At 52.8% G+C, this 24,801-nt stretch carries 16 protein-coding genes; 5 read left to right on the top strand and 11 right to left on the bottom strand.

Annotated features, from left to right (window positions below):
* Positions 1–391: 391 nt before the first annotated feature.
* From PAT3040_RS25315 to PAT3040_RS25300, 4 genes are all read right to left on the bottom strand, one after another.
* The gene (locus tag PAT3040_RS25315; protein WP_108994864.1) at positions 392–1,180 is read right to left on the bottom strand and encodes a TatD family hydrolase; all 789 of its coding nucleotides are present in this window, start codon (positions 1,178–1,180) and stop codon (positions 392–394) included.
* The gene (locus PAT3040_RS25310) at positions 1,158–1,751 is read right to left on the bottom strand and encodes an RNA 2'-phosphotransferase (protein WP_108994863.1); all 594 of its coding nucleotides are present in this window, start codon (positions 1,749–1,751) and stop codon (positions 1,158–1,160) included. Before PAT3040_RS25310 ends, PAT3040_RS25315 begins: the two co-directional genes overlap by 23 nt.
* 144 nt (positions 1,752–1,895) lie before the next feature.
* Positions 1,896–3,521, bottom strand: coding sequence for a response regulator transcription factor (locus PAT3040_RS25305; protein ID WP_108994862.1), 1,626 nt, complete (start codon positions 3,519–3,521; stop codon positions 1,896–1,898).
* Positions 3,508–5,313: a sensor histidine kinase gene (locus tag PAT3040_RS25300; protein ID WP_181376826.1), complete on the bottom strand. Its 1,806-nt coding sequence runs from the start codon at positions 5,311–5,313 to the stop codon at positions 3,508–3,510. Before PAT3040_RS25300 ends, PAT3040_RS25305 begins: the two co-directional genes overlap by 14 nt.
* A gap of 254 nt (positions 5,314–5,567) precedes the next feature.
* Between PAT3040_RS25300 and PAT3040_RS25295 the strand changes: the two genes are divergently transcribed.
* From PAT3040_RS25295 to PAT3040_RS25280, 4 genes are all read left to right on the top strand, one after another.
* Positions 5,568–7,145: an extracellular solute-binding protein gene (locus PAT3040_RS25295; RefSeq protein WP_108994860.1), complete on the top strand. Its 1,578-nt coding sequence runs from the start codon at positions 5,568–5,570 to the stop codon at positions 7,143–7,145.
* An 80-nt stretch (positions 7,146–7,225) separates the two neighbouring features.
* Positions 7,226–8,134: an ABC transporter permease gene (locus PAT3040_RS25290; protein WP_108994859.1), complete on the top strand. Its 909-nt coding sequence runs from the start codon at positions 7,226–7,228 to the stop codon at positions 8,132–8,134.
* Positions 8,135–8,153: 19 nt separating this feature from the next.
* Positions 8,154–9,023: a carbohydrate ABC transporter permease gene (locus PAT3040_RS25285; RefSeq protein WP_108994858.1), complete on the top strand. Its 870-nt coding sequence runs from the start codon at positions 8,154–8,156 to the stop codon at positions 9,021–9,023.
* A 22-nt stretch (positions 9,024–9,045) separates the two neighbouring features.
* Entirely contained in the window at positions 9,046–11,238 is a 2,193-nt protein-coding gene (locus PAT3040_RS25280) for an alginate lyase family protein (protein ID WP_108994857.1), read from the top strand.
* Between the two features lie 75 nt (positions 11,239–11,313).
* Here PAT3040_RS25280 and PAT3040_RS25275 read toward each other — a convergent pair whose 3' ends face one another.
* On the bottom strand, positions 11,314–13,380 hold the full coding sequence (locus PAT3040_RS25275) for a beta-galactosidase (protein WP_108994856.1): 2,067 nt from the start codon (positions 13,378–13,380) through the stop codon (positions 11,314–11,316).
* Between the two features lie 126 nt (positions 13,381–13,506).
* Here PAT3040_RS25275 and PAT3040_RS25270 point away from each other — a divergent pair, with 126 nt between their 5' ends.
* On the top strand, positions 13,507–14,406 hold the full coding sequence (locus PAT3040_RS25270) for an AraC family transcriptional regulator (protein WP_108994855.1): 900 nt from the start codon (positions 13,507–13,509) through the stop codon (positions 14,404–14,406).
* A gap of 146 nt (positions 14,407–14,552) precedes the next feature.
* Here PAT3040_RS25270 and PAT3040_RS25265 read toward each other — a convergent pair whose 3' ends face one another.
* The 6 genes from PAT3040_RS25265 to PAT3040_RS25240 all read right to left on the bottom strand — a co-directional run bounded on the left by PAT3040_RS25265 (position 14,553) and on the right by PAT3040_RS25240 (position 24,759).
* A complete protein-coding gene (locus tag PAT3040_RS25265) occupies positions 14,553–18,503 on the bottom strand; it encodes a DUF4838 domain-containing protein (RefSeq protein ID WP_108994854.1) in 3,951 nt (1,316 codons plus the stop codon).
* Positions 18,437–19,039: a beta-N-acetylhexosaminidase family protein gene (locus PAT3040_RS25260; protein WP_146200548.1), complete on the bottom strand. Its 603-nt coding sequence runs from the start codon at positions 19,037–19,039 to the stop codon at positions 18,437–18,439. The genes PAT3040_RS25265 and PAT3040_RS25260 overlap by 67 nt, the downstream gene beginning before the upstream one ends.
* 490 nt (positions 19,040–19,529) lie before the next feature.
* Positions 19,530–20,714 (bottom strand): N-acetylglucosamine-6-phosphate deacetylase, encoded by a 1,185-nt coding sequence (locus PAT3040_RS25255; protein ID WP_108994852.1) that lies wholly within the window; start codon positions 20,712–20,714, stop codon positions 19,530–19,532.
* Positions 20,715–20,730: 16 nt separating this feature from the next.
* The gene (locus tag PAT3040_RS25250) at positions 20,731–21,468 is read right to left on the bottom strand and encodes a glucosamine-6-phosphate deaminase (protein WP_108994851.1); all 738 of its coding nucleotides are present in this window, start codon (positions 21,466–21,468) and stop codon (positions 20,731–20,733) included.
* Positions 21,468–22,742 (bottom strand): Gfo/Idh/MocA family protein, encoded by a 1,275-nt coding sequence (locus tag PAT3040_RS25245; protein ID WP_108994850.1) that lies wholly within the window; start codon positions 22,740–22,742, stop codon positions 21,468–21,470. Before PAT3040_RS25245 ends, PAT3040_RS25250 begins: the two co-directional genes overlap by 1 nt.
* A gap of 34 nt (positions 22,743–22,776) precedes the next feature.
* Positions 22,777–24,759 carry an alpha/beta hydrolase family protein gene (locus PAT3040_RS25240; RefSeq protein WP_108994849.1) on the bottom strand — a complete coding sequence of 661 codons (1,983 nt, stop codon included), beginning with the start codon at positions 24,757–24,759 and terminating at the stop codon, positions 22,777–22,779.
* Positions 24,760–24,801 lie beyond the last annotated feature (42 nt).

Here is a 24,801-nt window from a genome sequence, read left to right as displayed (position 1 = left end):
GGCAATTAGCGTCTCTCATGTCCGTTAAAAAGATCAACGCTACTAGCCCATACCTGTTGTCTCCGTCCAGAAGCGCAACCCCGTTTTCTCCCATGAAAAAGAGGACATACCGTTTGGGTACGCCCTCCGACAATGGGTTCTTGTAACCGATCCTTCATTACTTGCTACTCGACGAAGTCATCCTCATGCTTTTGCCTGGCAAGCTGAGACTTGGGAAGCCCCGACTCCCTCGTCTTGATCCTGCAATAGGAACAAGAACAGTGAATCTTGCCTTTCGCAAACTTCCCCGTGTGTTTCGAGAACCATCCGATTTGTTTGGCAAGTTTGCTTTTCCGCTGGATGATCCAATAAGCTCGAACGTCGGTCAGGGAAGCCCGGCGCTTGAGCTTTTTTAAATGCCGAAAAACGCCGCCGCCGTCTTCGTCGTCGCCTTGGCGACCTCTTCGGCAGGTCTACCGACGCACCGCGCCACGGCTTGCAGAATATGCGGCAGAAACGCGGGCTCGTTCCTTCCATTCGCCGGCTTTTCCTTCAAGTCCCGCGGAGTCAGGAACGGCGCGTCGGTCTCGATCATCAACCGGTCGAGCGGAATGAGACGGACGAGCTCCTTGAGATGCCGGCCCCTTCGTTCATCGCAAATCCAGCCGGTAATTCCGATATGGAAGCCCATCTCGAGGTAGGCCTCCAGCTCGGACCGGTTCCCCGTAAAGCAATGGACCACCGCTTGTTTCACCGCATGTTCCTTAAGGATCGCCACAAAATCCGGGAATGCCTCGCGTTCGTGCAGAAACAGCGGCATGTTCAGCTCAGTGGCCAGCCGAACCTGCTCCGCAAACCATCGACGCTGGACGTCTCTCGGCGAGAAATCGCGGTTATAGTCCAGGCCGCATTCCCCGATGGCAACGACCTGCGGCAGCGCCGCCAGCTCTTTTAGCTTCGCAATTGTCTCTAGCGTACAACTCTTCGCATCATGCGGATGGATGCCCGCAGTAGCGTACAGCTGTCCCCGGTATCTTGCCGAATAGCGGGCAGCGTCTACGCTGTTTCTTAAGCTCGTTCCCGTAAGGATAAGCGGGGCAACGTTGCTTGCTATCGCCCTTGCGACAACCTCGTCGCGGTCTTGATGAAAGTTGCGATGCATCAGATTGACGCCGATATCAACGATGGGATGATTCGTCATTTCCGTCCTCCTTCCCCTTGCTCTCTGCAACCGAGCAGCACTCCGGCGGCACATGATCGGCCAGCCATACTTCGTTCCCCGCATAATAAAACAGAACGCCCGACTGCTTCGCTATCAACGCGTCAATCTCCAGCATGACAAGCTCTCCTCTGCGGCTTCCCGCGAGCGTAGCGAAATGAGTGCCTTCCGACAAATGGACATATTGCCGGGTCATCGGTTTCAGCCCTTCCTTCACTATCGTCGGGAGTGCCTTCCGATTCGTTCCGTGGTAGAGAATGGACGGAGGGTCGGCGGGCGCGTAGGCGACTTTATTATGGCTGTGGCCGTATCTCGCTCTGATGCGGCCGTCCTGTATGTCAAATCGTTGTTTGTCCGAATGACGGACCACCTGCTCGATATCCTCTTGTTTCACCCAATCCCATCGGGGCTGAGCCCGAACGGCTTCCAACAATATATCCAACGGACACGAGCCGTCCACGGGATCGAGGACGACGCCGAATTGCTCCGGTGCGTGTCTAAGCAGCTTGGTGATCATCTTGCTGAGGCTTTTTTCCGCCGATTCATCTATCATGATCCACGCTTCACTTCCTTATGGCTATCATACTAATCTCGATATTCGCATTATAACCTTTGCTTTTGCTCGCGAGGAGGGATTATTTGGTTAGAAACAAACATTACGAACGAACGCAAGCCTCGCGGCATAGGCGCGCCGGCTTTATCTCCAACCGCCCTCAACGCCTTGCTTGCGGTAGTCGGAGGGAGTAAGCCCCGTGTCCCGCTTGAACAGCCGGTTGAAGGAGCGGTAATTCTCGAATCCGATTTCCTCCGCGATCTCGAACGTCTTGCGATCCGTCGTGAGCAGCAGCAGCTTCGCTTTCTCCAGCCGCAGCTTGTTCAAGTATTGCACGAAACTATCGCCCGTCGTTTTCTTGAACATGCTGCTGAAGTAAGGCACGCTGTAATTGATGGACGCCGCGAGCTCCTCCAGCTTGAATGGTTCGTGCAGATTTTCGTGCAGCCTCTGCACGATCTTGGCAATCCAAGCATCGAGCTTCCGATTGTCTCCCTGCAGCAGCTTAAGCTTGCGGAAGAAGGCGACCGTGGAATCGTGTACGGCGTCGAAGGTCTGGCATTGCTCCAGCCTTTTGCGGAAAGCCGCTTCCAGATCGGCCATACCCTCGGCTTCGTTGGTGAATTGGCTGAGGTCAAGGAATATGCGGAGATACAGCGACTTGATCTGCTCGGGCTCCCAGCCGTGTTCCATAGCCTGCTTGCGGAAGGAGCTTCGTTCGTGCTCCACTGCGGAGGAAACCAGATGCGACTCCAGCAGCGCCCCCTTCAGCACCTTCCCCCAAAAGCGAATGTATTGTTCCGGGATATGGACATACGCGATACGTTCCGGCGCGAGGGATCCGCTCCCAAGAGCCGGAAGGCTATCGTAAAAAAACGGGTAAGCGGCGGACACCCACGCCTTCAGCTCGCCCATCCGATCCCGCAGCCCCGACGGGAATCTCCTGATTATGGAGAGCGAGTCCATCTTCAAGTATTTCGAGAAGGAATCCACGACCTGATCCAGCAGCGTCTCGAGCGAGGACTCGCTCGTCGGGGCGAAGATCGCGACGAACCTGCCCTTGTCCAGGGCGATCACTTTGTGCGGGCCCAGCGCGCCGAGCAACTCGTTTAGCACGTTCACTCCCGCGAACTGCCACAGCTTAAGTTCCTGCGGCTGCTCGATCGAGAAACGCAGCGAGCTGCGATCCAGCTCCAGCATCAGCGCAAACGACTGGGAGCCGCGAGCCGGGATGCCAATCCTCTCCAGCGATTGCAGCCATTCGTCTCCGGCTGCCGGATTGCGGAGCATCTCCAGAAACAGGTTTTGCTCGATCACGATTTCATTGGATCGCACCTTCTGTTCCAGCTCCAGCTGCTTCTCCCTCGTCTCGTCCCGCCCGACAACCTGCTCAGTCAGCTCTTCTAGCGTACGAGCCAGCAGTTCCGGATCGTTTAGGCAATCATCCTTGATCAGATAAGCGGCCGCCCTGAGCTGAATGGCCTGCTGCGCGAACTGAAAGTCCTGGTGGCAGGTCAGAATAACGACTTGCGGCATTGTCCCGCCGCCGCTTTCGATCGCCCTAAGCATCTCGAGTCCGCTCATGCCCGGCATCGTAATATCGGTTACGACCAGCTGCGGCTTATGCCGATGGTACAGCTCCAGGCCGTCCGCGCCATCCTCCGCCTCTCCGACAAGCTCGAACAAATCGCCGCGTTCCTCGATCATTCCGCGAAACACCGTTCTGGCGGGAATTTCGTCTTCGACGAGAAGTACCTTATAGCCGCTCATGCTCTTCCTCCTTGATCTGAATTTGATCGGCCTCCAATTCGATGCGAATGAGAAGCCCCTCTCCCTCGCCACTGACCAGCTCCATGGCCGCCGACTGGCCGAACATCAGCTTCAGCCGCATCTTTACGTTCTGCAATCCGATGTTTTCGCTTGACTCTTCACGCATGAGATGCACCCGCAATTTCTCCATTTCCGCTTCCGGCAGTCCGAGGCCGTCGTCCCGAATCTCGAGGACGATTCGTTCCCGTTCCCGATCGGCGAACGCCTTGACGGAGATCCGTCCGGTCTCGAACTTTTTCGGCAAGATGCCGTGGAACACGGAGTTTTCGATAAGGGGCTGCAAGCTGAGCTTCGGGATCTGCATCCTGCCGAGCGGCTCCTCGATCTCGTAATCCAGGGCGATCTGGCATTTGTAGCGCATATTAAGCAGACCGACATAATCCTTCAGATAATCCAGCTCTTGACCGAGCCGGACGGTTTGGTCGTAATTTTCCATGGAATAGCGCAGCAACCCGACGAAACGGCCCATCAATGTGTTAATCTTGTCATAGTCCTTAAGCATGGCGAACATTCGAATCGTATTCAAAGTATTGTACATAAAGTGCGGGTTGATCTGCGATTGGAGCGCCCGGATTTCGAGACGGCGCTTAAGCTCCTCCGAATCCTGCAAATCGTTGACCAGCTCCTGGATTCGGATGGCCATCGAATTGAGCATGCGCCCGAGATCGCCGATCTCATTGTTCGCGAACGTGTCCACCCGGGCGTCGAACTGTCCCTTCTTGATCGCGTTGACCTGCCGCTTTACCGCCTGAAGCGGCCGATACAAGTGATATCCGAAGCCGAGAACGGACGCGGCGCCGAGAACGATTAGAATCGCCAGAAAATATACGACTGTCTCCCGGATAATGCCGGTATTCTGGGTCAGCTCTTTGGACGGGATCTCGGAGACGACAATCCAGCCGTCATAGGTTCCGGTCTGCTTGACCGAAATAATCGAAGAAGCCTCCGCGAATTGATTGGGCTTGCCTAGCTCCCGCCAATGCTCGAGGATCGTTGCGACCCGGCCCTTGTCGTCCTCGTCGCTCAGCTTGCTCGTCGTGGCGATCGGACTCCCGGACGGCGTAAGCAGCGTAATGGAACCTCGCGAGCCGAGCTGGATATTTTCGATTTGCTGCTGAAACTGGTTGTTCTTCATGGAGATCATCATAACGCCCTTCATCTCCTCGAACTTGTTGTACGGAATCCGCGCCATATAGATGCTGGAATCGCGGAGCATCTCCATCTCCGGGATGGAATCCTTGTCGAGAAACAGCTCCGTTCTGGGGGAGCTTAGGAAATGGTCGATCAACGGCCCGTAGATCGAGTGCTCGATCCGGGACGGGGCATCCGTGGAAGACAAAATTTCGCCCGTAATGGCGGAGTATACCTGCAGCCCTTCCACGTTGCCGATCACCACGGAAGCCGTGGTAAGCACCGAGATCAGCTCCCTTTTGAGCACGACGTCTTCATAATACAACTCCGATGGGGAGACCAGCGCGTTCTGAATCGAGGACAAACCCGAATATTGCACGCTCAGCTCGCGGAACCGGTTCATGGACAGCTCTACCCGGTCGATGAGCTGATTGACCAGTTGGGCGTTCAGCTTGTTCACCTGCTTTTCCACCGTCGAGCTGGATACCGAGATGGATATATAGGAGAGCAGAAGCAGCGGAATAATCGAAACGGCGAGCATGATCAAGATCATGCGTACATAAAAACTCCGCGTCAAAAAACCAAAAAAAGGTGACGGCATCCTTCTATCCCCTTCGTCAAACATGGTTGGCACGGGCGCCTCATCGCGCGCTCCGTGTTGCCGAAACCGCGTTTTAAACGGCCGCCTTCGGCTAACCTAAGTATAGTACAATCTCTCCGGCCAATGATACTCGTTACGCTCACCATCTTAAAAACGGTGACACTTTCGCTTGTTTCCGTCATGTCAAGGATGACCGCCGCTCCACTATAATCGAAATTGTAACCGCAAGGAAAACTTTGAAATGGGGGATACACATGCAAATCAAAAAAAATCTCGCGCAAGTCGTGACCGCATCCGTGCTGATGACGACCGTGCTAGCCGGCTGCTCCGGCAACGGCAACAGCAGCGCAGGAGAAACGGCCAATCCAACCAATGCCGCAAACGGTCAACAAACGGCAGCTCCGAGCGCGGAGCCGACTACCATCAAAGCGATGACCATCACCTTCGGCGATCCGCCGTCCGCGAACAACAATCAGGCAAAAGCCGATCTCGAGAAACGCGGCAATGTCAAGCTCGATCTGACCTTCGTACCATCCGAGGCATACGGAGACAAGCTTGCCGTCGCCGTATCGGCCAATGATTATGATCTGCTGCTGATCGACAGCGGCAAGGACAACAAATATACCAACCTTGTCAAAATGGGCGCCTTTCACGACTTGACGGATTACATTGCCGGTACAAAAAATATTAGCCAGATCGAAGACGCGGTATGGAACAACACAAGCGTGCAAGGAAAAATCTATGGCATTCCGAGACCGCGCGGTCTGTACGGCGGCGGAGAAGCCAGCGTCATTATGCGCAAGGATTGGCTGGACAAATACAATCTCGAGGTTCCTACAACGATCGACGAGTTGACGAACGCCCTCCAGGTATTCAAGGACAACGATCCTGCAGGCGGCGGAAACACAGTGCCTTTGACCGTCTACGGCGTGGACGGCGTATCGGGTCCAGGGCCGTTCGGCTCCGTCTTCCCGATGTTATTCGCCTTTGGCGTGCCGCATATTTGGGCGCTTGACGACAGCGGCCAGCCCGTTCGCGATTTCCAAACAACCGAATACAAAAACTATCTCGATTGGCTTAAAGACACATGGAGCAAAGGTCTGATCGATAAGGACGCTCCCGTTCTCAAAAACCAACAGCAAGCTCGCAACAAGTTCCAGGCCGGCGTAGCCGGCGCGTTCGTAACGAACGTAGGGGACATCTCGGAGACAAGTCTCGAGAAGATGAAGCAAGTTGATCCGAACGCCGAGATCGCGGTGATTGACGTGCTGGAAGGACGCGAAGGACAGAAGGGCGTAGCGCTGATCGGCGGCTACTACGGGATTTGGGCGATTCCTAGCTCCGTGCCGAAGGAAAAGGTGCAAAAAATTATCGACTTCCTGGACTTCACGTCCGCCGAGGAAAACATCTCTTTCTCCAAAGCAGGCGTTATCGGCGTACATGCCAGCGACTTCAAGGACGGCCTTCCGGTACAAACCGAAGACCAGAAGAAACTCTTTGATCTGGAGAAACCAAGCGCGTTTGTTCTGCAGAACCGCGTAGATCCTTACATCTATGCCAACTCCAAGGTTCCGGAAATTTTGGAGGTTCAAAAAGCATCCTTGGACGTTATTGCGGGCTACGGCATTCCGAATCCGTTCTTGAGCTACAGTTCGGCAACAGCGGCCAAAAATCCGGACACTTATAAAAAGATGAGCGCGGCCATGACACAATATGTGCTGGGCGAAACAACCTGGGAAGCCGTACAAAAAGAAATCGACGCTTGGACAGCAGGCGACGGCGCGGTTATCGCCAAAGAACTGCTGGAGGAATATAACGCAGATCAACAATAAAGACGACGTCTGCACAGAGACAAAAGATAGGGGTGCGAGACCCCTATTTTTTGTCCACGGATAAGGAGGAACGAGAGCTTATGGTGAGAAGCCATCGCTTTAATCGATTCAATCAATTATGGCCCTTTTATTTGCTGGCCGCCCCGGGCATTTTGTATTTTCTTATCTTCCATTACGTTCCCATGTGGGGATTGGTGCTCGCTTTCAAGGATTACAGCCCGTTTATCGGCATGATCAAGAGCCCATGGGTAGGCTTCGAGCATTTCCAGCAATTTTTCAGCACCAACAACTTTTTTGTTCTCTTGAAGAACACCCTGATGATCAGCTTGCTTAGCCTCGTCATCTATTTCCCGTTTACGATCCTGCTGGCGATCATGCTGAACGAGCTTCGATTAAAAATGTTCAAGCGCATTTCCCAAACGATCGTCTATCTGCCCCACTTTCTGTCGTGGGTCGTCATTTACGGCATTACGATTTCTTTCTTTGGCCCATCCGGGGTCTTTAACCATTATCTGGAGCAATGGTTCGACACGAGCGCGCTGTTCCTGGTCAGCAACGACTGGTTCCGGCCGCTGATCATCTTCCAGGCCATCTGGAAGGATGCGGGATGGGGCACGATCATTTTTCTCGCCGCGTTGGCCGGCATCAATCCCGAGCTGTACGAAGCCGCCAAGGTGGACGGCGCCAACCGTTTCCACAACATTTGGCATATTACGTTGCCGGGAATCAAAAGCACCATCGTCATCCTGCTGCTTCTAAGGTTGGGCTCTTCTCTGGATTCGAACTTCATGCAGATTTTCCTGATGACCAACAGTCTCAATTTGGATGTCTCGAACGTGTTCGACCTGTTCGTCTACCATACCGGGCTGCAGCAATTCAATTACAGCTTCGCCATTACGGTCGGCATGTTCAAATCCGTCGTCAGCCTTATTTTGGTGCTTGGCGCCAATTATTTGGCCAAGCTGATGGGCGAAGACGGCATTTTCTAAGACAAAGGTGGGACATCACATGAAACTTCGCATCACTTGGTTCGACAGCGCGCTTGCAGTCATCATCCTTCTGATCAGCTTGATGGTCGTACTGCCTTTTCTATATATCATCGCGGTATCCTTCAGTCTTCCGGGACAATCCATGTCGGGCGCGTTCTTCGTCTGGCCCAAGACGTGGACGCTCGATGCGTACAAATATTTGCTTAACGCGCACACGTTTATGACCTCGGTCAAAAATTCCGTTTATATTACCGCGCTTGGCACCTGCGTCAATCTGCTCGTATCATTGTCGCTGGCATACGCGCTTTCCAAAAAGATCATGCCGGGACGGAAATTGATCCTGCTGTTCATACTCTTCACGATGATTTTCCATGGCGGCATGATTCCGAGCTACCTTGTCGTCAAAGGACTCGGACTGCTGGATTCGTATTGGGCGATCGTACTGCCCGCAGCCTCCAGCGCCTTTAATATCCTGGTCATCCGAACCTTCTTTCAGAGCCTTCCCGAGAGTCTTGACGAAGCGGCGCGCATCGACGGCGCGGGCGAATTCCGTATTCTGTTTTCCATCGTGCTTCCTCTGTCCAAGCCGATCATCGCGACGTTCACGTTGTTTTTCATGGTGCAATACTGGAACGAGTTTTTCTCGGCCGTCATCTACATCAACGACACGACGAGATGGCCGATTCAGCCTCTGCTTCGGCAGATGGTTGCCATCAGCTCCTCCAACATATCCGCCGATGCCGCGCTCGACGCGCAGATGGCCGCCAATCTGGGGCCGAACGTACAGAATGCCGCGATCCTGCTGGCGATGCTGCCCGTTGTAGTCGTCTATCCGTTCTTGCAAAAATATTTCGCCCAAGGCGCTATGCTGGGCTCCATCAAAGAATAGCTGTTAATAGGAGGTATATAAAATGGGATACAAGGATCTGCGGCACGACCCGCACTATACGCAGCCGCTTCCCTCGGACGAGTCGTTTCTGCGCGAGGAACTGGATCTTGATCGCCCCGGGATGGAAGGCGTACGCGAAAGTTTAAACGCCGGCGACATCGACGGCGCCCGGGATGCTTACCTGGCCCTGATCGCATCGGGAGCGACAAAAAGGTATTACTTCGAGGCCGCCGATATGCCCGAATTGGCGAGTTACTCCCGCAAGCGGTATGCGGACGACCCTGAGGCCGTTCTCGCGCTGGAAGAATCGGAACTGTTGCTGAAGAGCAACTTCCCCCTCTTCAAGGGAAGAAGAATAACGTTCCCTGAAGGAACATACGACTGGAACGGCTGGTTGTTCGACAGCTCTCAGTACCAGCTGCATCTGACCCGCTTCGGCTATCTGAAGCATCTGTCCCGCGCCTATGCGCTGACCGGCAACGAAGCTTATGCGCGCTGCTTCAACGACATGATGAAGGATTTTATTCTCGACAATCCGATGCCGAAGGACGGCACCTTCCGCTCCGAGCATAGCACATGGGATCCGCTGTCGGTCGGCGTCAGGCTGTTTGTTCTGCCCGAGCCGTTTATGGCGCTGTTCGGTTCGTCTTCCTTCGAGCCGGAGGTCAAGATGATGATGATCAAGTCGTTCCATCAGCACGGTGTATATACCCGGAATTACCACGCGTCCCACGGCAACCACGTCTGCATGCAGCTTCGCGGCTTGATCACGCTGTCCCTGCTGCTGCCCGAGCTGAAGGACTCTCGGGACTGGCTGGCGTACGGCATGAAGGAGCTGCCCGGCTACATTCGCCAGAACGTTTACGAGGACGGCGTGCAATTCGAAGCCAGTCCCAACTATCATCAAATCGTTATGCGGGACTTGTACGAGCTTGTTGCGCTCCTGCAGAAGCTCGACATCCCGGCGAGCGAATACGACCAGACGCTCGAGAAGATGTTCGACGTGCTGATGCATCTCATGACGCCGGACGGTCAGCTCCCGAGATTTGGCGATACGGACGTCCTGTCGTCGCACGATCTCCGCGCGGTCATGAGTTTAGGCGCGTACATGTACAACCGACCGGATTTCAAATATCTCGGCTACGAGGAACTGCCCTTCTCGCTGCTGTGGAGGGTCGGGCCGGATGCGCCCGAGATCTACGGGAAGCTCGAAGCTCGGGCGCCGCAAGCGACGGCGGCTCGATTCCCCATCGGCGGTTATCTCATATCCCGCCAGGATTGGAGCGGCGACGCGCTGTACATGGCGGCGCGTGCCGGAGTAGGCGTCGCCGGGCACGCGCATGCCGACACGCTTAGCGTCATTGCGCTAGCCGGCGGCCGGGAGCTGCTCGTCGACTCCGGGATCGGATTGTTCGAGTGGAACAAGGAGCGCAAATATGTTCTTTCGACAAGGGCCCACAATACGGTCGTCGTCGACGGCGGCGATCAGCATGTCCGCAGCGCCCATTGGAACACGCCGCAGACGGCCCCCTGCCGCATCTGGGATTTCCGCAGCACGGAGCGCTACGATTATTGGTTTGCCAGCCATTACGGCTATACGCGGTACGACGATCCCGTGATCCATTCCCGCAAGGTGCTGTTCGTCAAAAACAGGTATTGGCTGATCGTGGATCTGTTCGAAGCGCGGGAGCAGCACGTCTACGAGCAATACTTTCACTTGCCTCCCGGCGCAGCAACCGCCGACTTCGGGCGCGGCCGTGTCCGGACGGACCGCGAGGACGGCGGCAACGTGCTGCTGGCCTATCCGGAGCTGGATTCCGCCCAGCTTGCGCTTGAGCCAGGCCTGTACTTTCTCCAAGGGCAATACCATGCGAAGCCGGTCGCCAAACGTACGCTGAAAGCCACGGGAAGGGCGGTTATGGAAACGGTCGTATTGCCTTACGGTCCCGCGAAGCCGAAGCTGGAGCTATCGCGGATCTCCGCCTTCTCGGAAGGCGCGGAGCTGGACCGCCTCGACGCGACCGCAATTCGTATCACGGGCGACGGTTGGACGGACGACATCTGCCTCGACCACCGCGGGCTGCGGGTTGCCGATTATCTCGACCATACGGGCAATCCCGTAACGGAAGGGTTGCTGCCGAAGCCGACGATTCGCGAGATCGAATACGGAGGACGGCGCGGCGTCGACGATGTTCTGCTCCATTCTCTGACCTAGACTTTCCTATAATTGAACAAACAAAAGCCCCGGACTCGCGACTTGATCGCTTGCCTGGGGCTTTTGCAACTATCATTAATTGGGAGAAGCGTCGCGCTTCAACACCCGAATGCCGTTAACAGGCAACGGGACGACCGCTTCCACGGGTTCCCCGTTTTCGAGATCGACGTAGGCCCGTCCGTCCAGCGCTACCTCCGCCGCCTTGTCGCCGAAATTCATCAGGAAAATAAAATCCGAGCTGCCGTCCGTCCGCTGCTGCGCGGTAACGCCCGCCGGCAGCTCCGTATCCAGCACGCGCGTTACGCCCGCTTGTGCCGTCACCGCTCGATAGAATTCAAGGAGGAAGTCGCCTTCAAAGCGAGTCGCCAGATAATACGCTTTTCCTTGTCCCAAGCTATTGACCGTAAGGGCTGGCCGCTCCGCGTAGAAATCGTCGGTGTAGCAACCCAGCGCTTCCGCTCCCTCCAAATGAATCAGCTCGCACAGCTCGCGGGATTGGTAACGGCCGGACAGCCCTAGCGGGTTGCCTTCTATCAGGGACAAGCCGTTGCGCTCGCGATCTTGCAGCGCGTCGATCTCCTCCGCCCAGATGCCGAGCGTCTTGCGGAGCGGCCCAGGAAAACCTCCCAGATGGCATAGGTCATGCTCGTCGACGATGCCCGACCAATAGGTAACGACAAGAGTTCCGCCGCGCTCCACGAACGACTCCAGCTTGCGTCCGGTTTCTTCTCTGCACAGGTAGAGCATCGGCGCAACGATCAGCTTGTAAGGCGAAAAGTCGTCCTCGCTGCCGATCACGTCAACGGGAATGCCCTGATTCCAGAACGCGCGATGATGGTCATGCACCGTCTCCTCGTAATGCAGTCCGGCATTGCGCGGGCCCTTGGCGTCCTTGACGGCCCAGCGGTTCTCCCAGTCGAACAGGATCGCGGTCTCCGAAGGAGTAAGCGAGCCCGCAACTTCCGAAAGGTCGGCCAGCGTTCCGCCTAATTCCGCGACGTCCTTGAATACGCGGGTATGCTCGTGACCGGCATGGTCGACGACCGCGCCGTGCAATTTCTCGCTGGAGCCCCTGCTTTTCCTCCACTGGAAATATTGCACGGAATCCGAGCCGTGCGCAATCGCCTGCAGGGAGGACAACCGGTGCATACCCGGCTTCTTCAGCTTGCTCACCGCCTGCCAGTTGGTCATGCTTGGCGTGCTCTCCATTAATAGAAACGGCTTGCGCAGCATGGAGCGGAACATGTCGTGCATGAAGGCGAACGTCGAAGCTACCTTGACGTTGTCCGGCTCGCTATGCCAGTCCGGATAGGCATCCCATGAGATGACGTCCAATATGGCGGCGAATTTGCGATAGTCCAGAGTCTCGAGCGTATACATATTGGTCGTAACCGGCAGGTCGGGATTAGCCCATTTGACGGCGTCGATCTCATGCTTGCAGAAGGCGACCGTCTGCTCCGTCACAAAGCGGCGCCAGTCCAGATTCAGGCCGTGAACCATCCGTTCCCCGTGAGGGGCAGGGGATTCGATCTGCTTCCAATCCGTATACGTATGGGCCCAGAACGAGGTCCACCAAGCAAGATTCAACGCGTCGAGCGTGCCGTATTGACGTTTCAGCCAGCTCCGGAACGCCTCCTGGCACAGGTCGCAATGGCACTCGCCCCCGTATTCGTTGGAAATATGCCAACCGACGACCGCGGGATGCGTCGCGTAACGTTCCGCCAGCTTGCTATTGATCATGGCGACCTTCTCCCGGTAGACAGGGGATGTAAAGCAGTGGTTATGTCTCCCCGCGTACAAATTGCGAACCCGGTTAGGGCCTACCCGAAGCACCTCCGGGTAACCCTCGGCCAGCCAGGCGGGACGCGCGCCGCTCGGCGTTGCTAGCCAGGCATATATACCGTTGAGACGGAAGCGCTCCAGCACTTGGTCCAGCCACTCGAACCGGAATTCGCCTTCGGAGGGCTCCAGCGCCGCCCACGAAAATATGCCGATCGCCATCACGTTGCAGCCGGCAAGCTTCATAAGCCGTATGTCTTCCTCCAGCACGGCGGGATCATGCAGCCATTGGTCGGGATTATAGTCGGCTCCGTGCATGAGCACGGGAAGTTTCGGGCTTACCGGAGCTTTTAAAATTGTCATCTACGTTCCACCTCATCATCTTATATTTCACTTATGCCTTGATCATAGTCCATAATGGAACGCTGATCATTGACCAGAACCGTCAATAAATCGTCCAATCTTATCATATAAGGAGTGTCGTTTCCGATGATGCCATTCTTGTTCGCCGACAACGCCAATCTGGAGCAGCGCCTCCCCCTGTACGTCAGGTGCGTGGGCAGCCATGAGCAGAGGGAGATCAATAGGCTCGGCAGCGGTTATCCCGCGCATCAGCTGTTCCTGACCCGGAGAGGCAAGGGGAGCTTCCGCATAGCCGATGGGCAAGAGTACGGGCTGTCGGCGGGCATGGCGCTGCTGATGCCTGCGCATACGAGACATCTCTATCAACCGGATTCGTCAGAGGATACCTGGAATCTCGGCTATATCGCCTTTGGCGGAAGCGCGGCAGACGGATTGCTTTCACAAATGGGCGTGAGCAATCCGTCGGCCGTCGAGAAGACGTCGCAGCAGGGTGAACCGGAACCGGTCGCCGTCCACACGCCGAATTTTGAAGAGCTATGGCTGAAGCTGGAGGGTATCTGGCATACGATAAAGCAAGGCGGCGAGCATGCCTACGAAGCTTCAAGGCGGTTGTATGATCTGTTGCTCGCCTGGATGGAGGGGCAATACCCGGCTGCAAAGCCTTCCAAAAAGAACATGCCGTCGGATCTGCCCAATTCCGCATTGCAGGCGGCCGTGCAATGGATACACGACCACTCGACCGAGCGGCTGCTTCTGTCCAACGTAGCCAAGGCGGCCGGCTATTCGGTTCAGCATTTTCACCGCCTGTTCGTCGCGGGCTACGGCATGACGCCTCAGCAATACATGCTGCAGCTGCGCATGAATCGATCCTTGCAAATCTTTAAGGACCATCCCGGCATTACGGTGGACCGGGTCGCGGAGAAGCTCGGCATGGACGTCAGCCACTTCATCCGGGTGTTCAAGCGCACGTACGGCACGACGCCGAAGCGGTATGCCCTAACGGGCAAACTCCCGAAGCCGAAGTAAAGCTCGCCTGAGCAGGGCGCAATCAAGTTCAAGTCTATTGGCAGCGAGGAAGTGCAAATTAGAGGCACGCCATAAATAAGACTATGAGAAAAACAGGCTATCCAGGAGCCAGTTTCCACTGGTTTCTGGACAGCCTTGTCTCGTGATCAAGTATTCCTCACGGTTACACTCCTGATTGCACTGGAAGTCACACCCGCATCATTAACAAGCTCCACGCGATACTCATACGTACCAGCTGGCCTGCCATTGATCTGTGTCTGTGCTATCTGCGCACCTGGCGTTGCCGCAACAAGAGACTGCTCGTCGATCAGCACTCCGTTCTCGTACAAACGATATGCGGTTCCATTCGTTCCCCACCACATATTCATTGTAATCTTGTAATTGCCGTCTCCATCCCAGTTATCATCAGAGAGAACCGGAACACCTGGCGCTGCATCAGTCACTGTGATTGTCAATATATTGCTAGTCGTCACTCCAAAACCGTTGATCAATTCTGAGCGATACACATAAATACCGTTCGCCCGGCCGCTAATAGCGGTTGCCGTTGTTTGCACTCCCGGCGACTGATCGCTCAGTAATTTTGTTTCTATTAATACATCATTCTCATACAAACGGTAAACAACACCGTTGTTTCCCCACCACATATTCATAGTGATGGTATAATCGCCATCGCGAAGCCCTGTATCATGACCATTATTATCGACCAATGTCGGCTTGCCCGGAGCAGCATTACTTGCCGCAGTACCGATGACTTCAACCAACACCGCCTCTGCTGTATGTGTGCCATAGGCTGCACTAATGACTGCTGTACCTGCTGTCTTATACAAGACGATCCCATCAAAGAGCACTTCAGCAACTGTATGATCTGAACTTGAATACACAACCTCTGTGCTTACATTTTCATCTGTACCGTCACTGTAAATAGCATGAACCGTTATCTGTCCTGAGCCGCCTGCCGGGGCGGACAAGTCCAGACCGCTCAACTCCAGACGAAGCAACTGCGGTCCTTCATTTGTATTCGATACAACCAGTTCATATGAAGCTGTCATTCCCTCATAGGTTGCAGTTATCGTCGTTGTACCTGACGTCTTCGCCGTTACAACACCACTAGCGCTTACCTCTGCCACTTCTGGATTGCTGCTTGTGTACGCAACTCCATCAGCAGCTGTCACTTCTTCACTGCTGTCATCGCTGTACGCAGCCGTCACTTGCAGTTGCACCGTCTCATTGACTTCCATCGAAGCAAGAGCGCCGACGATTTGAATGCTTTGCAGTGTTGGCTCTTCCTCTTCAGAAACTATTTCCAGTCGGATATCATCAAACCATATCGGTGAGCCTGCGTTTGCAGGTATGCGTACATATACTTGTAAAATCTCGGTCTGGCTTCGCGGAGTCAGCTCCATTTCGTAATAAACCCAATCTGCCACACCTTGAATCCCGCTTGCCCACTTGTAGCTTATTGTCGCTCCCGCATTGTTCGTTTCCCTTAGTCCAAAATCCACATCACCTGACGGACTGTAGATCCAGCCACTAAGAAGATACGTCTTGCCCGGAATAACCGCAACATCGTTGGATCGACTTTGCTTCACCGCAGAACCTGGCACAAACTTGAAAGAATAATTTCCGTCATGAGCTTTGTCATCAACACGTCCCACGTCATTACTACTTATTCTCCACTCTGTAGGAATTGCCGGGTTATCGGGCATCCCGTTCTCAAAACCCGGATTTCCAATCAGGTTGCTGGTATAATCTACTTGAAAATCAAAAGCTTTTACCAACACACCGCCTATGTTGACTGTTAATGCAGCATCGTACCGATCTTCTTCCAGTCCCGGAGTAATGGTCAGGTTTCCTGCAACGGTAATTTTTTCACCGGCAGGGATCTGAATCGGGTTGTTAAAAGCCAACTGCATCCCTTCCGGCACTATACCTTCCAACGAGAGTTCAAGCGGCTGCGTTTCTTTGTTGTGCAAGGTAACCGCAATCGGATGCGCTCCTCTGACACTTACACGTATATCCTTTGAATCCAATTGGACGGCAAGAGATTGGTTTAATATTTTATTGCCATCATTATAGAGGACATCGACAAGCTCGTTCGGGCCCCCCTCTTCCATCCTCTGTTCCAATAGGGCTAAGAATTGAGCTAACTGTTGTATATAAGACGCCAGTTCATTTTGATCATAATGACCTTCCGCCAGATCGAGATGCTGCAGCAAGGCTGACGCCAACACTTCTTCTTCTTCAGCCAAACGATCAACGAGCGGCCTCAAATCTCCCACAGAAGATGCGGATTGATAAACAACTACATCATCTAAATGTACAACAACATCTTCCGTATTGCTGACCTGTGTATTGATCAAAATGCTGGTAAGATCACCGCCATTAAAATGCTCCGGCAATTCTTCCAGGAAATTCACAGTTGCCCATGTTCCGGCTGTATCTGCAAAAGCGACTCTGTCCGATCTATATACAAGTTTTTTTCCGGCAGTATTGTAGGCCTCGATAACAATTTGCAGTGTTCCGCCGCTCTCCGAGCCCTCAGGGGTATAGTAACGAACCGAAGACGCCAGCAATCCTGGCGTGACCGGGATCGTCTGATACACCCCGCCAGCTTGCGTATTCTCAAAACGCATACTGCTATTTCCCTGCTCATCAGTCACCCTCGTAATTTGTGCGGATTGATGCGGATTCCAAATGTTCCAGGAATCAGGCCTGGTGCCGCCCCACGTAAAAGAAGGATTCATCGACAAGGATGTCACTGAATCAAGCGCCAGCAGCAATCTTGAAAACTCTCTCAGTTTAGGCGTTTCATAACTCTGCAATAGGGATTGCAACGCATTCGTTATCATCCCGCCCTCAGGCTCATACTGCTCAATATATTTCACCAAGTTCCAAAATTCATACGCGTTCCATCCCGACCAACTCTCTCCAACCGGAGTGGCAGGATATCGCAATGCAGGGATCTCTTCGTATTCTGCAAGCAACTCATTACGGCGTTGAACCACGTTCAACCGAAATTCCAACGTCTGCTCCAACTCATCCAATATGTCCAGAGCTTCCTGCTCCGTTGTTGGCATATCTATTTTACCCGGATAGCTCAAAACTGAAATTTCATAGTATTCAAACTGATGAAGCAACTGCTCCGCCCGTAATTTTTGCTGTTCCGTTTCTGCTTTGGCGAGCACCGAGTCAAGTAATTCTCTGCTCCTCCGAATCTCATCTTTCGCCAAAGCAAGATATCCATTTTCATTAAATGATAAGTAAATATAATCCTTGGAAATTTGGAACCAACCGCTATTTACCGCTTTCTCATACCAAAATGTTTCCCATATTTCAAAATATTCTTTTAGATCGGCAGCAGCTTCCTCGCCAACAGCGCGTTCATACCAATGTTCCAAAAGTTCATCTACATCTTGATCCCGATTCCATTGCAATTTTGCAATAATCCATGGCTGAGGTCCATCTCCCAGTACAGGGTGCATATCCCAATGATGCACCAGAACATTGTTTTCTTCTGCATATTCGTACAAATCAGCCAGTAAATGAGGATACACGCGAGGCAATGGGTAGTGGTAACTCAACATATAATCATACCAGCCCAGTTGTGAAGCAACCTCGCCCCACTGATCCATCAGATCCTGTTCTTTTTGCCTGACCTCATCATCCATCCAGGCAAGACGGTCTTTCGTAATTACCGGAATCACTCGTTCATTCAATTCAAATTGAGGAGGCTCTGCAACTTGATCGTAAGCGTAGACGCCAAACCATTTATCCGGATGTTCGACAAGCACGCGCTCAACCACATCATTAACCCATTTATAATAGATTTCAGACATATGGGTTCTGCCGTAAGAATTTATCCTGTCAGGTCTGTCCGGATGACCGGGCACATCTTCACAATAACCTTGTTTGTCATTGACGGCCAAAGAATACGAGGTTGCTTCAGGATTTCGATCAAAATAAGCGTTAATTCTTTGAACAGCTACGTCCACCGTTCCCGGTACAGTAAAGCAAGGCTGCCAGCCGTGTATCACTCCCGGTGCCGGAGGAGTATTGTTGGGATAGAACTCCGGATTGGTTTGCCCATATATTTCCACGTTCCTTGCGGCACATCTTCCCAGTCCTCAGTGGGCATCAACCAGGTTACTCCCACAAAACGTTCAAGGAAGTCAACTACGCCGTTGCGTGTTCCGATTGATGTCGGACCCACAATGGTAAGGGAATCACCGTCCGGGTGGATGAAAAAACCGTCCGGATGCAAATTTTCCAATCCGTCGGCAACATGCTGATCTGCCGGATAAGAGCCGGCGCCAATTTGAATGCGAACAACGGACTCATCATAAGCCGACTCATCAAATTGACCTAGCTTATGCACAGGCAGTTCTACTCCTGTCGACTTAGATAAATATTCGACCAAAGTGTCGGCGGCATCTTGCGTTACGGCATCAGCATCGTCCGCAATTAGAATAACAGCATGAGCTTCACCGTTACTAATAATCACCGTCCCTGCTATCTCTTCCGCATGCACATGCGAACGGTCGATCATTGTAAGCGTTAACATAATTATGATTAAAGATACAAAGAAAAATAGTATGACAGAAGGCATCTCTGATACTCTCTTCAAGTTCATCATCTTTTTCCTCCCTGTAATACAATATCGTTTACTCTGAAAACACCAATGCTATCCCCTCAACTCAAGTCATAAAACTTTCATTTCCCCTCCCTTGCTCTTTTGGTGGACTGATCATTTGCTCGCAAACATAAAGGAAATCGTTTTCTTTTATGCCCGTACAAACCAACTACTTTGGTTGTCTCCTCCAACCTGCCGAATACCCAAGTTTGATAGCTTTTATCTCATTTTTTTCATTCAAAGATATGCTCTTCAAACAGCAAGCACTCAGCCATGAGTCTTTTTGACTAAATTGTGGTTAGAAATATCAGAGAATAAAGTAATCGATTTCTGAAATATATTACCATGAAACCGCTTTTTTTGTACACATTTTTTATTTTTCGTGGTCAATTTACCATAAAACATGCGATTATAATTTACACCAAAAAACAGGGTCTGTTCCACAAGTCAAACTTCCCTTGCTATCGAACAGACCCATCGAATCGTTATTAAGTTACCCTGTGAACACCGACGCTCCTGACACAACAGTCTCTCTGACCAAAATCTTACCGCTCTGTTCATCATAATCGAACAACGTTAAATCGGCCGGACTGCCGACTTGCAATCGCCCTGCCTGCTCATCCCGCATCACCTTCGCGGGTCTTAACGTCACAGCTTCGACCGCTTCTGCCAATTCCATATCCGTATAACGAATCGCATTAGCGATACCAGTGTCGAGAGAGGCGGCAGAACCCGCCAAAATATCCGGATTCGCTGCCGTATGCAGCCAGCCGTTCTCATGCAGTACGACTTTACCGCCGATCAGACTGCTGTATTCTCCGGGAGGCATGCCTCCGAACTGTGTGGTGTCGCTCACCAGGATGCTTTTCTCCCGCTTGGCCCTGAGCATGGCCTTCAGCACCGGAGGAACCAGGTGGTGGCCATCCGGAATAAACGCCGCCCATAGCCGATCATCCGCCAATTGATGCCAAATGTAATTCGGATGGCGCGGCAGCATCGGATGCGAGCCATTGCCCAAATGCGTACATAACGTCGCTCCAGCACGAACGGCCTCATTCAGTTGCTCGGCCGTTGCCGCCGTATGCCCGATCGCCACGACTACACCGGAGTCCGCCAAGCGTTCGATGAACGCGGCAGCCCCGGCACGTTCCGGCGCCAAGGTCACCATGCGGATTCGTCCTTCGGCAGCATCCTGCAAACGCCTGAACTCTTCCCAATCCGGGTCCCGGGTATGGAAGCGCGGATGCGCGCCTCTGCTTCCGTCCTCACTGGATAAATACGGTCCTTCCATATGAATGCCGCTTATCGAAGCAGCCGCATATTGATTTGTACGGCTATAGTCGGCAATAACCGACATCGCTTGATGCATGCGCTCAAAGCTTCCGGTGATCACAGTAGGCAAGTAAGTGGTCACGCCTTTGGCATGCAGTGTTCGGGTCACGCCTTCCACGTCCTCAATGGTCGTCCGCTCTGCATTCAAGTCATATCCGCCAAAACCATTCACTTGCAGATCCGTCCAACCTGCCGAAATCCAGGGCAATGACTGGTGCAACAGCTGCTGGTCTACCGCCGATGGCGAGGAAAGGGCGGCTAACGGGGTCATCCCCGTAATCACACCGTGCTCCGCCTCAACTTGCACAGCTTCGCCTGTAGTTGTCAGTTTCCCTTGCCATTTCATCTCCGTCGCCTCCGCTTCAGCACCACGCATAAATGAGCGAAGAAGACTGTTTATCCAGATACAAGCTCCAATTGGCATGGGTTTTCATAATCGTGGCTGGAGTATTCACGTCAACTTCATTCTTCAACGTGTCTTGAATCGCACGCGCTTTCGATTGACGAGGCACAACCGATATAATATTGCGGCTCTTCAAAATTTGCTGCACCGACATCGAGATGGCTTGCTTCGGCACGTCTTCCATCGTTGCAAACCAGCCTTCGCCAACCTGCTGCATTTTACAAGTGTCCGATAAATCCACCACTTTGAACGGCCGCTCATCCTCAAAGTCTGCCGGCGGATCATTAAACGCAATATGCGCATTCTCTCCAATGCCAATCAACGCCAGATCGACCGGAGCCTTGCTGATTTCCCGGTTCAAGTGGTCAAGCACTTCATTGGTATCCCCTTCGCCATCCACCAGCCAAAACGTTCCTATATTTACATGCTGCAAGAAGCGTTCTTTCAAATATTTGCGGAAACTGGCGGGATGCTCTACCGGCAACCCGATATATTCGTCAAGATGGAACATCTCCACCTTCTCCCAGGCGATATCCATTTTCACAACATGCTCCAAAAATTCAAACTGCGATGCTCCCGTCGAAAGCACAATTCTGGCTGTGCCATTCACCGCTATCGCTTCATTGATGATTCTTGCACTCTCGCGAGCTGCCTCCAACCCGGACTGATCTGCTGATTCAAAGATATGAATTTTCACTATAATTGCCCTCCTACATAAAATTCCTCTAGCTGCACCATTCTTTTTTCTACTCTGGAACGTTCTGCGGCAAACGCAATCAGATGACTCTGTACCGATACTTTGGCTGATGTTCGTCCCTCACTCGTCCCCTGACCCGATGCCGCAGCTCGAACAGTTCGCCCAAAGTCCTGTACAAGCCGAGCATCGCCGCCGCCATGACCAACATGTCCATCCGCTTCCTCAAGCTTGATTACATCGGTTCGGTCGGCTCCGAACGTACGAATCTCGATTTCATTCGTTTCCATCGTCGCCCGAATCTCGCCCGTTGTCCCCATCAGTTTGAGCGTGCGGTTGCATTTCTCCGTAAATGCGGTCATCGTAAACACGGCTGTCACTTCATTATCAAATTCCATCGCCACGACTTGATGATCGACGACATCATTGTCGCTTTGGAATACACAACGCCCGAATGGACCTTCTTTCATTGCTTGATACATCGTTTCGAAACGGGGATCGGCACTTGCCGCTTCCGCTTTCCAGCCGCCATTTTCGATCATATAAGTATCCGGCGCGTAATAGACGCACGAATCGGCCACCGGGCAACCGTCGATACAATATTTAGGAGCCCCTTCCGGAGCGTTCTCTTTGTTGAAATAGGACAGATGTCCATAAGATGAAACGCTCAAACACTTTCCGCCTGCGAACCATTGGATAATATCTGTATCATGACAGGATTTGGCCAGAATCATGGGACTGGAATTGTCCACACGATTGAAATAGCCGCGCACGAAGCTGTGAGCCTGATGCCAATACCCGACATTCTCATTATATTGAATCGACATCAAGCGGCCAATCCGCCCTTCATCCAGCAATTGTTTGATCGTCTGGAAGAAAGGCGCGTAACGCAGCACATGGCAAATAGTCAGAATACGATTATGTTTATCCGCTACACGCTCAAGTTCCACACATTCTTCCCAATCCGGCGACATCGGCTTCTCCAACATGACATGATAGCCCGCTTCCATCGCCTTGATAGCTGGCACATAATGATCTTTATCTCGCGTGCAAATAAATGCCGCATCCGCTTGCTTGCCGGCTGCAAACAGCTCATCCCACGTTTTGAAGCATCTCTCTTCCGGGATATCAAATGCTTCTTTTGCGCGATTGCGCTTAACATCATCCGGTTCGGCCACAGCTACAATCTTCATCTCATGCGATCGCTTGCTGGCATATTCACCGTACCTGATTCCTCTAAGACCCGCACCGATCAATGCAATTGTAATTGGCTTCATCGAGCTCTCCCCATTTCCTTACCTTATCCTGAGCCTATAGCTGATCTATTTGTACGTCATAATATTGCAAAATTCCAGGTATTATCACGCTCATTACGTCGCGGTCATTCACTATTCCCTGAGCCAACCAATCAGACAGAGCGATGGATGGCGAGTTGCCGTCTGCCGACAAAGATACTTGGTGAAGTCTTGCATCCAGTTCGGTAGCCAGTTCAGCATATACGCGGAACAAACCTTTTGCGTACAGTTCAATCTGACCACCGCCGTTGTTGAACAAAGAAGCTGCAAAATCTGCTGCCCGAAGCACATCATAAGTACGCAGCGCCGCCAAGCTGTCACCCAGCCAAATCAATTCATCAGTAAACTTATGAAGCATGCCAAAGAAACGGTCATTGGATCGTCCATAAAGCAAGCCGGATGATTCATGCGGTCCCACAGCAGATACATTAAGAACCAGTACCGTACGCCCCGAAGCGCACATCGATTGAATCCAGCTCCACTGCGACTCCAAATTGGCCGTACCGCCCGGCCATAACGCAATTGTGATTGGTGTTGAACAGCTATGCCCATCTGCAACTTCCGCATGCTCACTTGAGCTGAACAAATATCCGCTGTTCATGACTTCCGGCTGCGACCACCATAACGCATACCTGATACACAGACCATCGCGAGACGGCAATTGGACAAAACGAGCGTTCAACTCGCAACGTTCACGGTCAGCCAGCACGGTGCGCTGCAACCATTCTCTGGCCGCACCCTCATTCTCAGCAGAAGCACGGGTCACTGCAAGCCGCGCGGCATGAACTGTGAAGGCATCACTAACCGTTTTGGCATCCGCATATTCCCGATTCGCCTGCCCGCTTGCTGTACACTTCAATTGCTCAGCCGCAAGCGGAGCAAGCTTGCTTCGCTTCATCTCGTTTCGATACAAATTCCGTTCGGCTTCATTACGCCCCAGCAAATGCTCAGCGAAGAAATCCGCCGCCTCTATAGCCAGCACATCTGTGTATTTATGCACGGAGTCATCTTCGGCCAAACGCAATCTTTTCCCGTATCCGAGCATTTCCCAGAACCGACAGCAACGCTGAACTGTGCGACGTGTTGCTTCAATCGGGAAAAAATCATATTTCACGGCACAGACAAGCAGCGGCTTTGGCGCAAAAGCCAGAAGCAGATCCTCATGATCAAATCCAAGGCCGCTTAGTCCCGGCCATACTTGCTCCGCATCCTGCACACCTCCGGCATGCATATACTGTTGTCTGTTCATAATAAAGGTCGCAGGCGCAGCGGCAGCAATCCGCTCATCACATACCATCATCATCGCTGTCTGCGTCCCGCCCCCGGAATTGCCTGTCACTCCGATTCGCGTATGATCCACATCCGGACGAGACTCCAGGTAGTCCACCGCACGCATCGCATCGTGAATAAAATAACGGGCAACGCTTTGCCCAAGCGCATGACACTGAACGCCCAGACGCTGATGTTCTGCCGTACCCCACACCTCTCGCCCTTCTTCATCATGCAGCAATGTCATACGTTCTCCTTGACCAATCGGGTCAACAGCGAAAACGATGAATCCTGCCTGCACCATACGCAAACACACTTCATGGTAAGTGCTGTCATGTTTGGCTTCCAAGGAATGACCGCTCAGAAACAAAATAGCGGGCGAGACTTCGGCTCTCTGCGCAGGCAGATACATATTTCCCGTCACATATTCCTTCGGTCTTGATTCGAAGACTATCTTCTCCACGGTATAGCCTTCGGCAACTACTGTATTCACAACAACAGCGTTCAAAGGAGCATCAATGGCAGGCAAGCCGCCAATCGACTTGATGAACGCCTGCTTCATTGCTTGTCGGCGTTCTTCCAAACTCTCGCAGTTATCTATGCGATCCCGCTGCTCATCGCCCGCTTCAAAAGCTTGATCGGCACGCCTATAGATATGTCGCGGCAACTGCTCCTTTGTCCAATACAACGAACATACATAACGTTCAAGCTCCCTGATCTGTTCTGTCATCTCCAACGCTCCTGTGCATAGGTAATTGAACCCTGTCGTCTT

Origin of the sequence: Paenibacillus agaridevorans (genome assembly GCF_003112455.1) — a bacterium.
GTDB classification, from domain to species: Bacteria; Bacillota; Bacilli; order Paenibacillales; family Paenibacillaceae; genus Pristimantibacillus; species Pristimantibacillus agaridevorans.
This window is presented reverse-complemented; position numbering and strand designations above follow the sequence as displayed.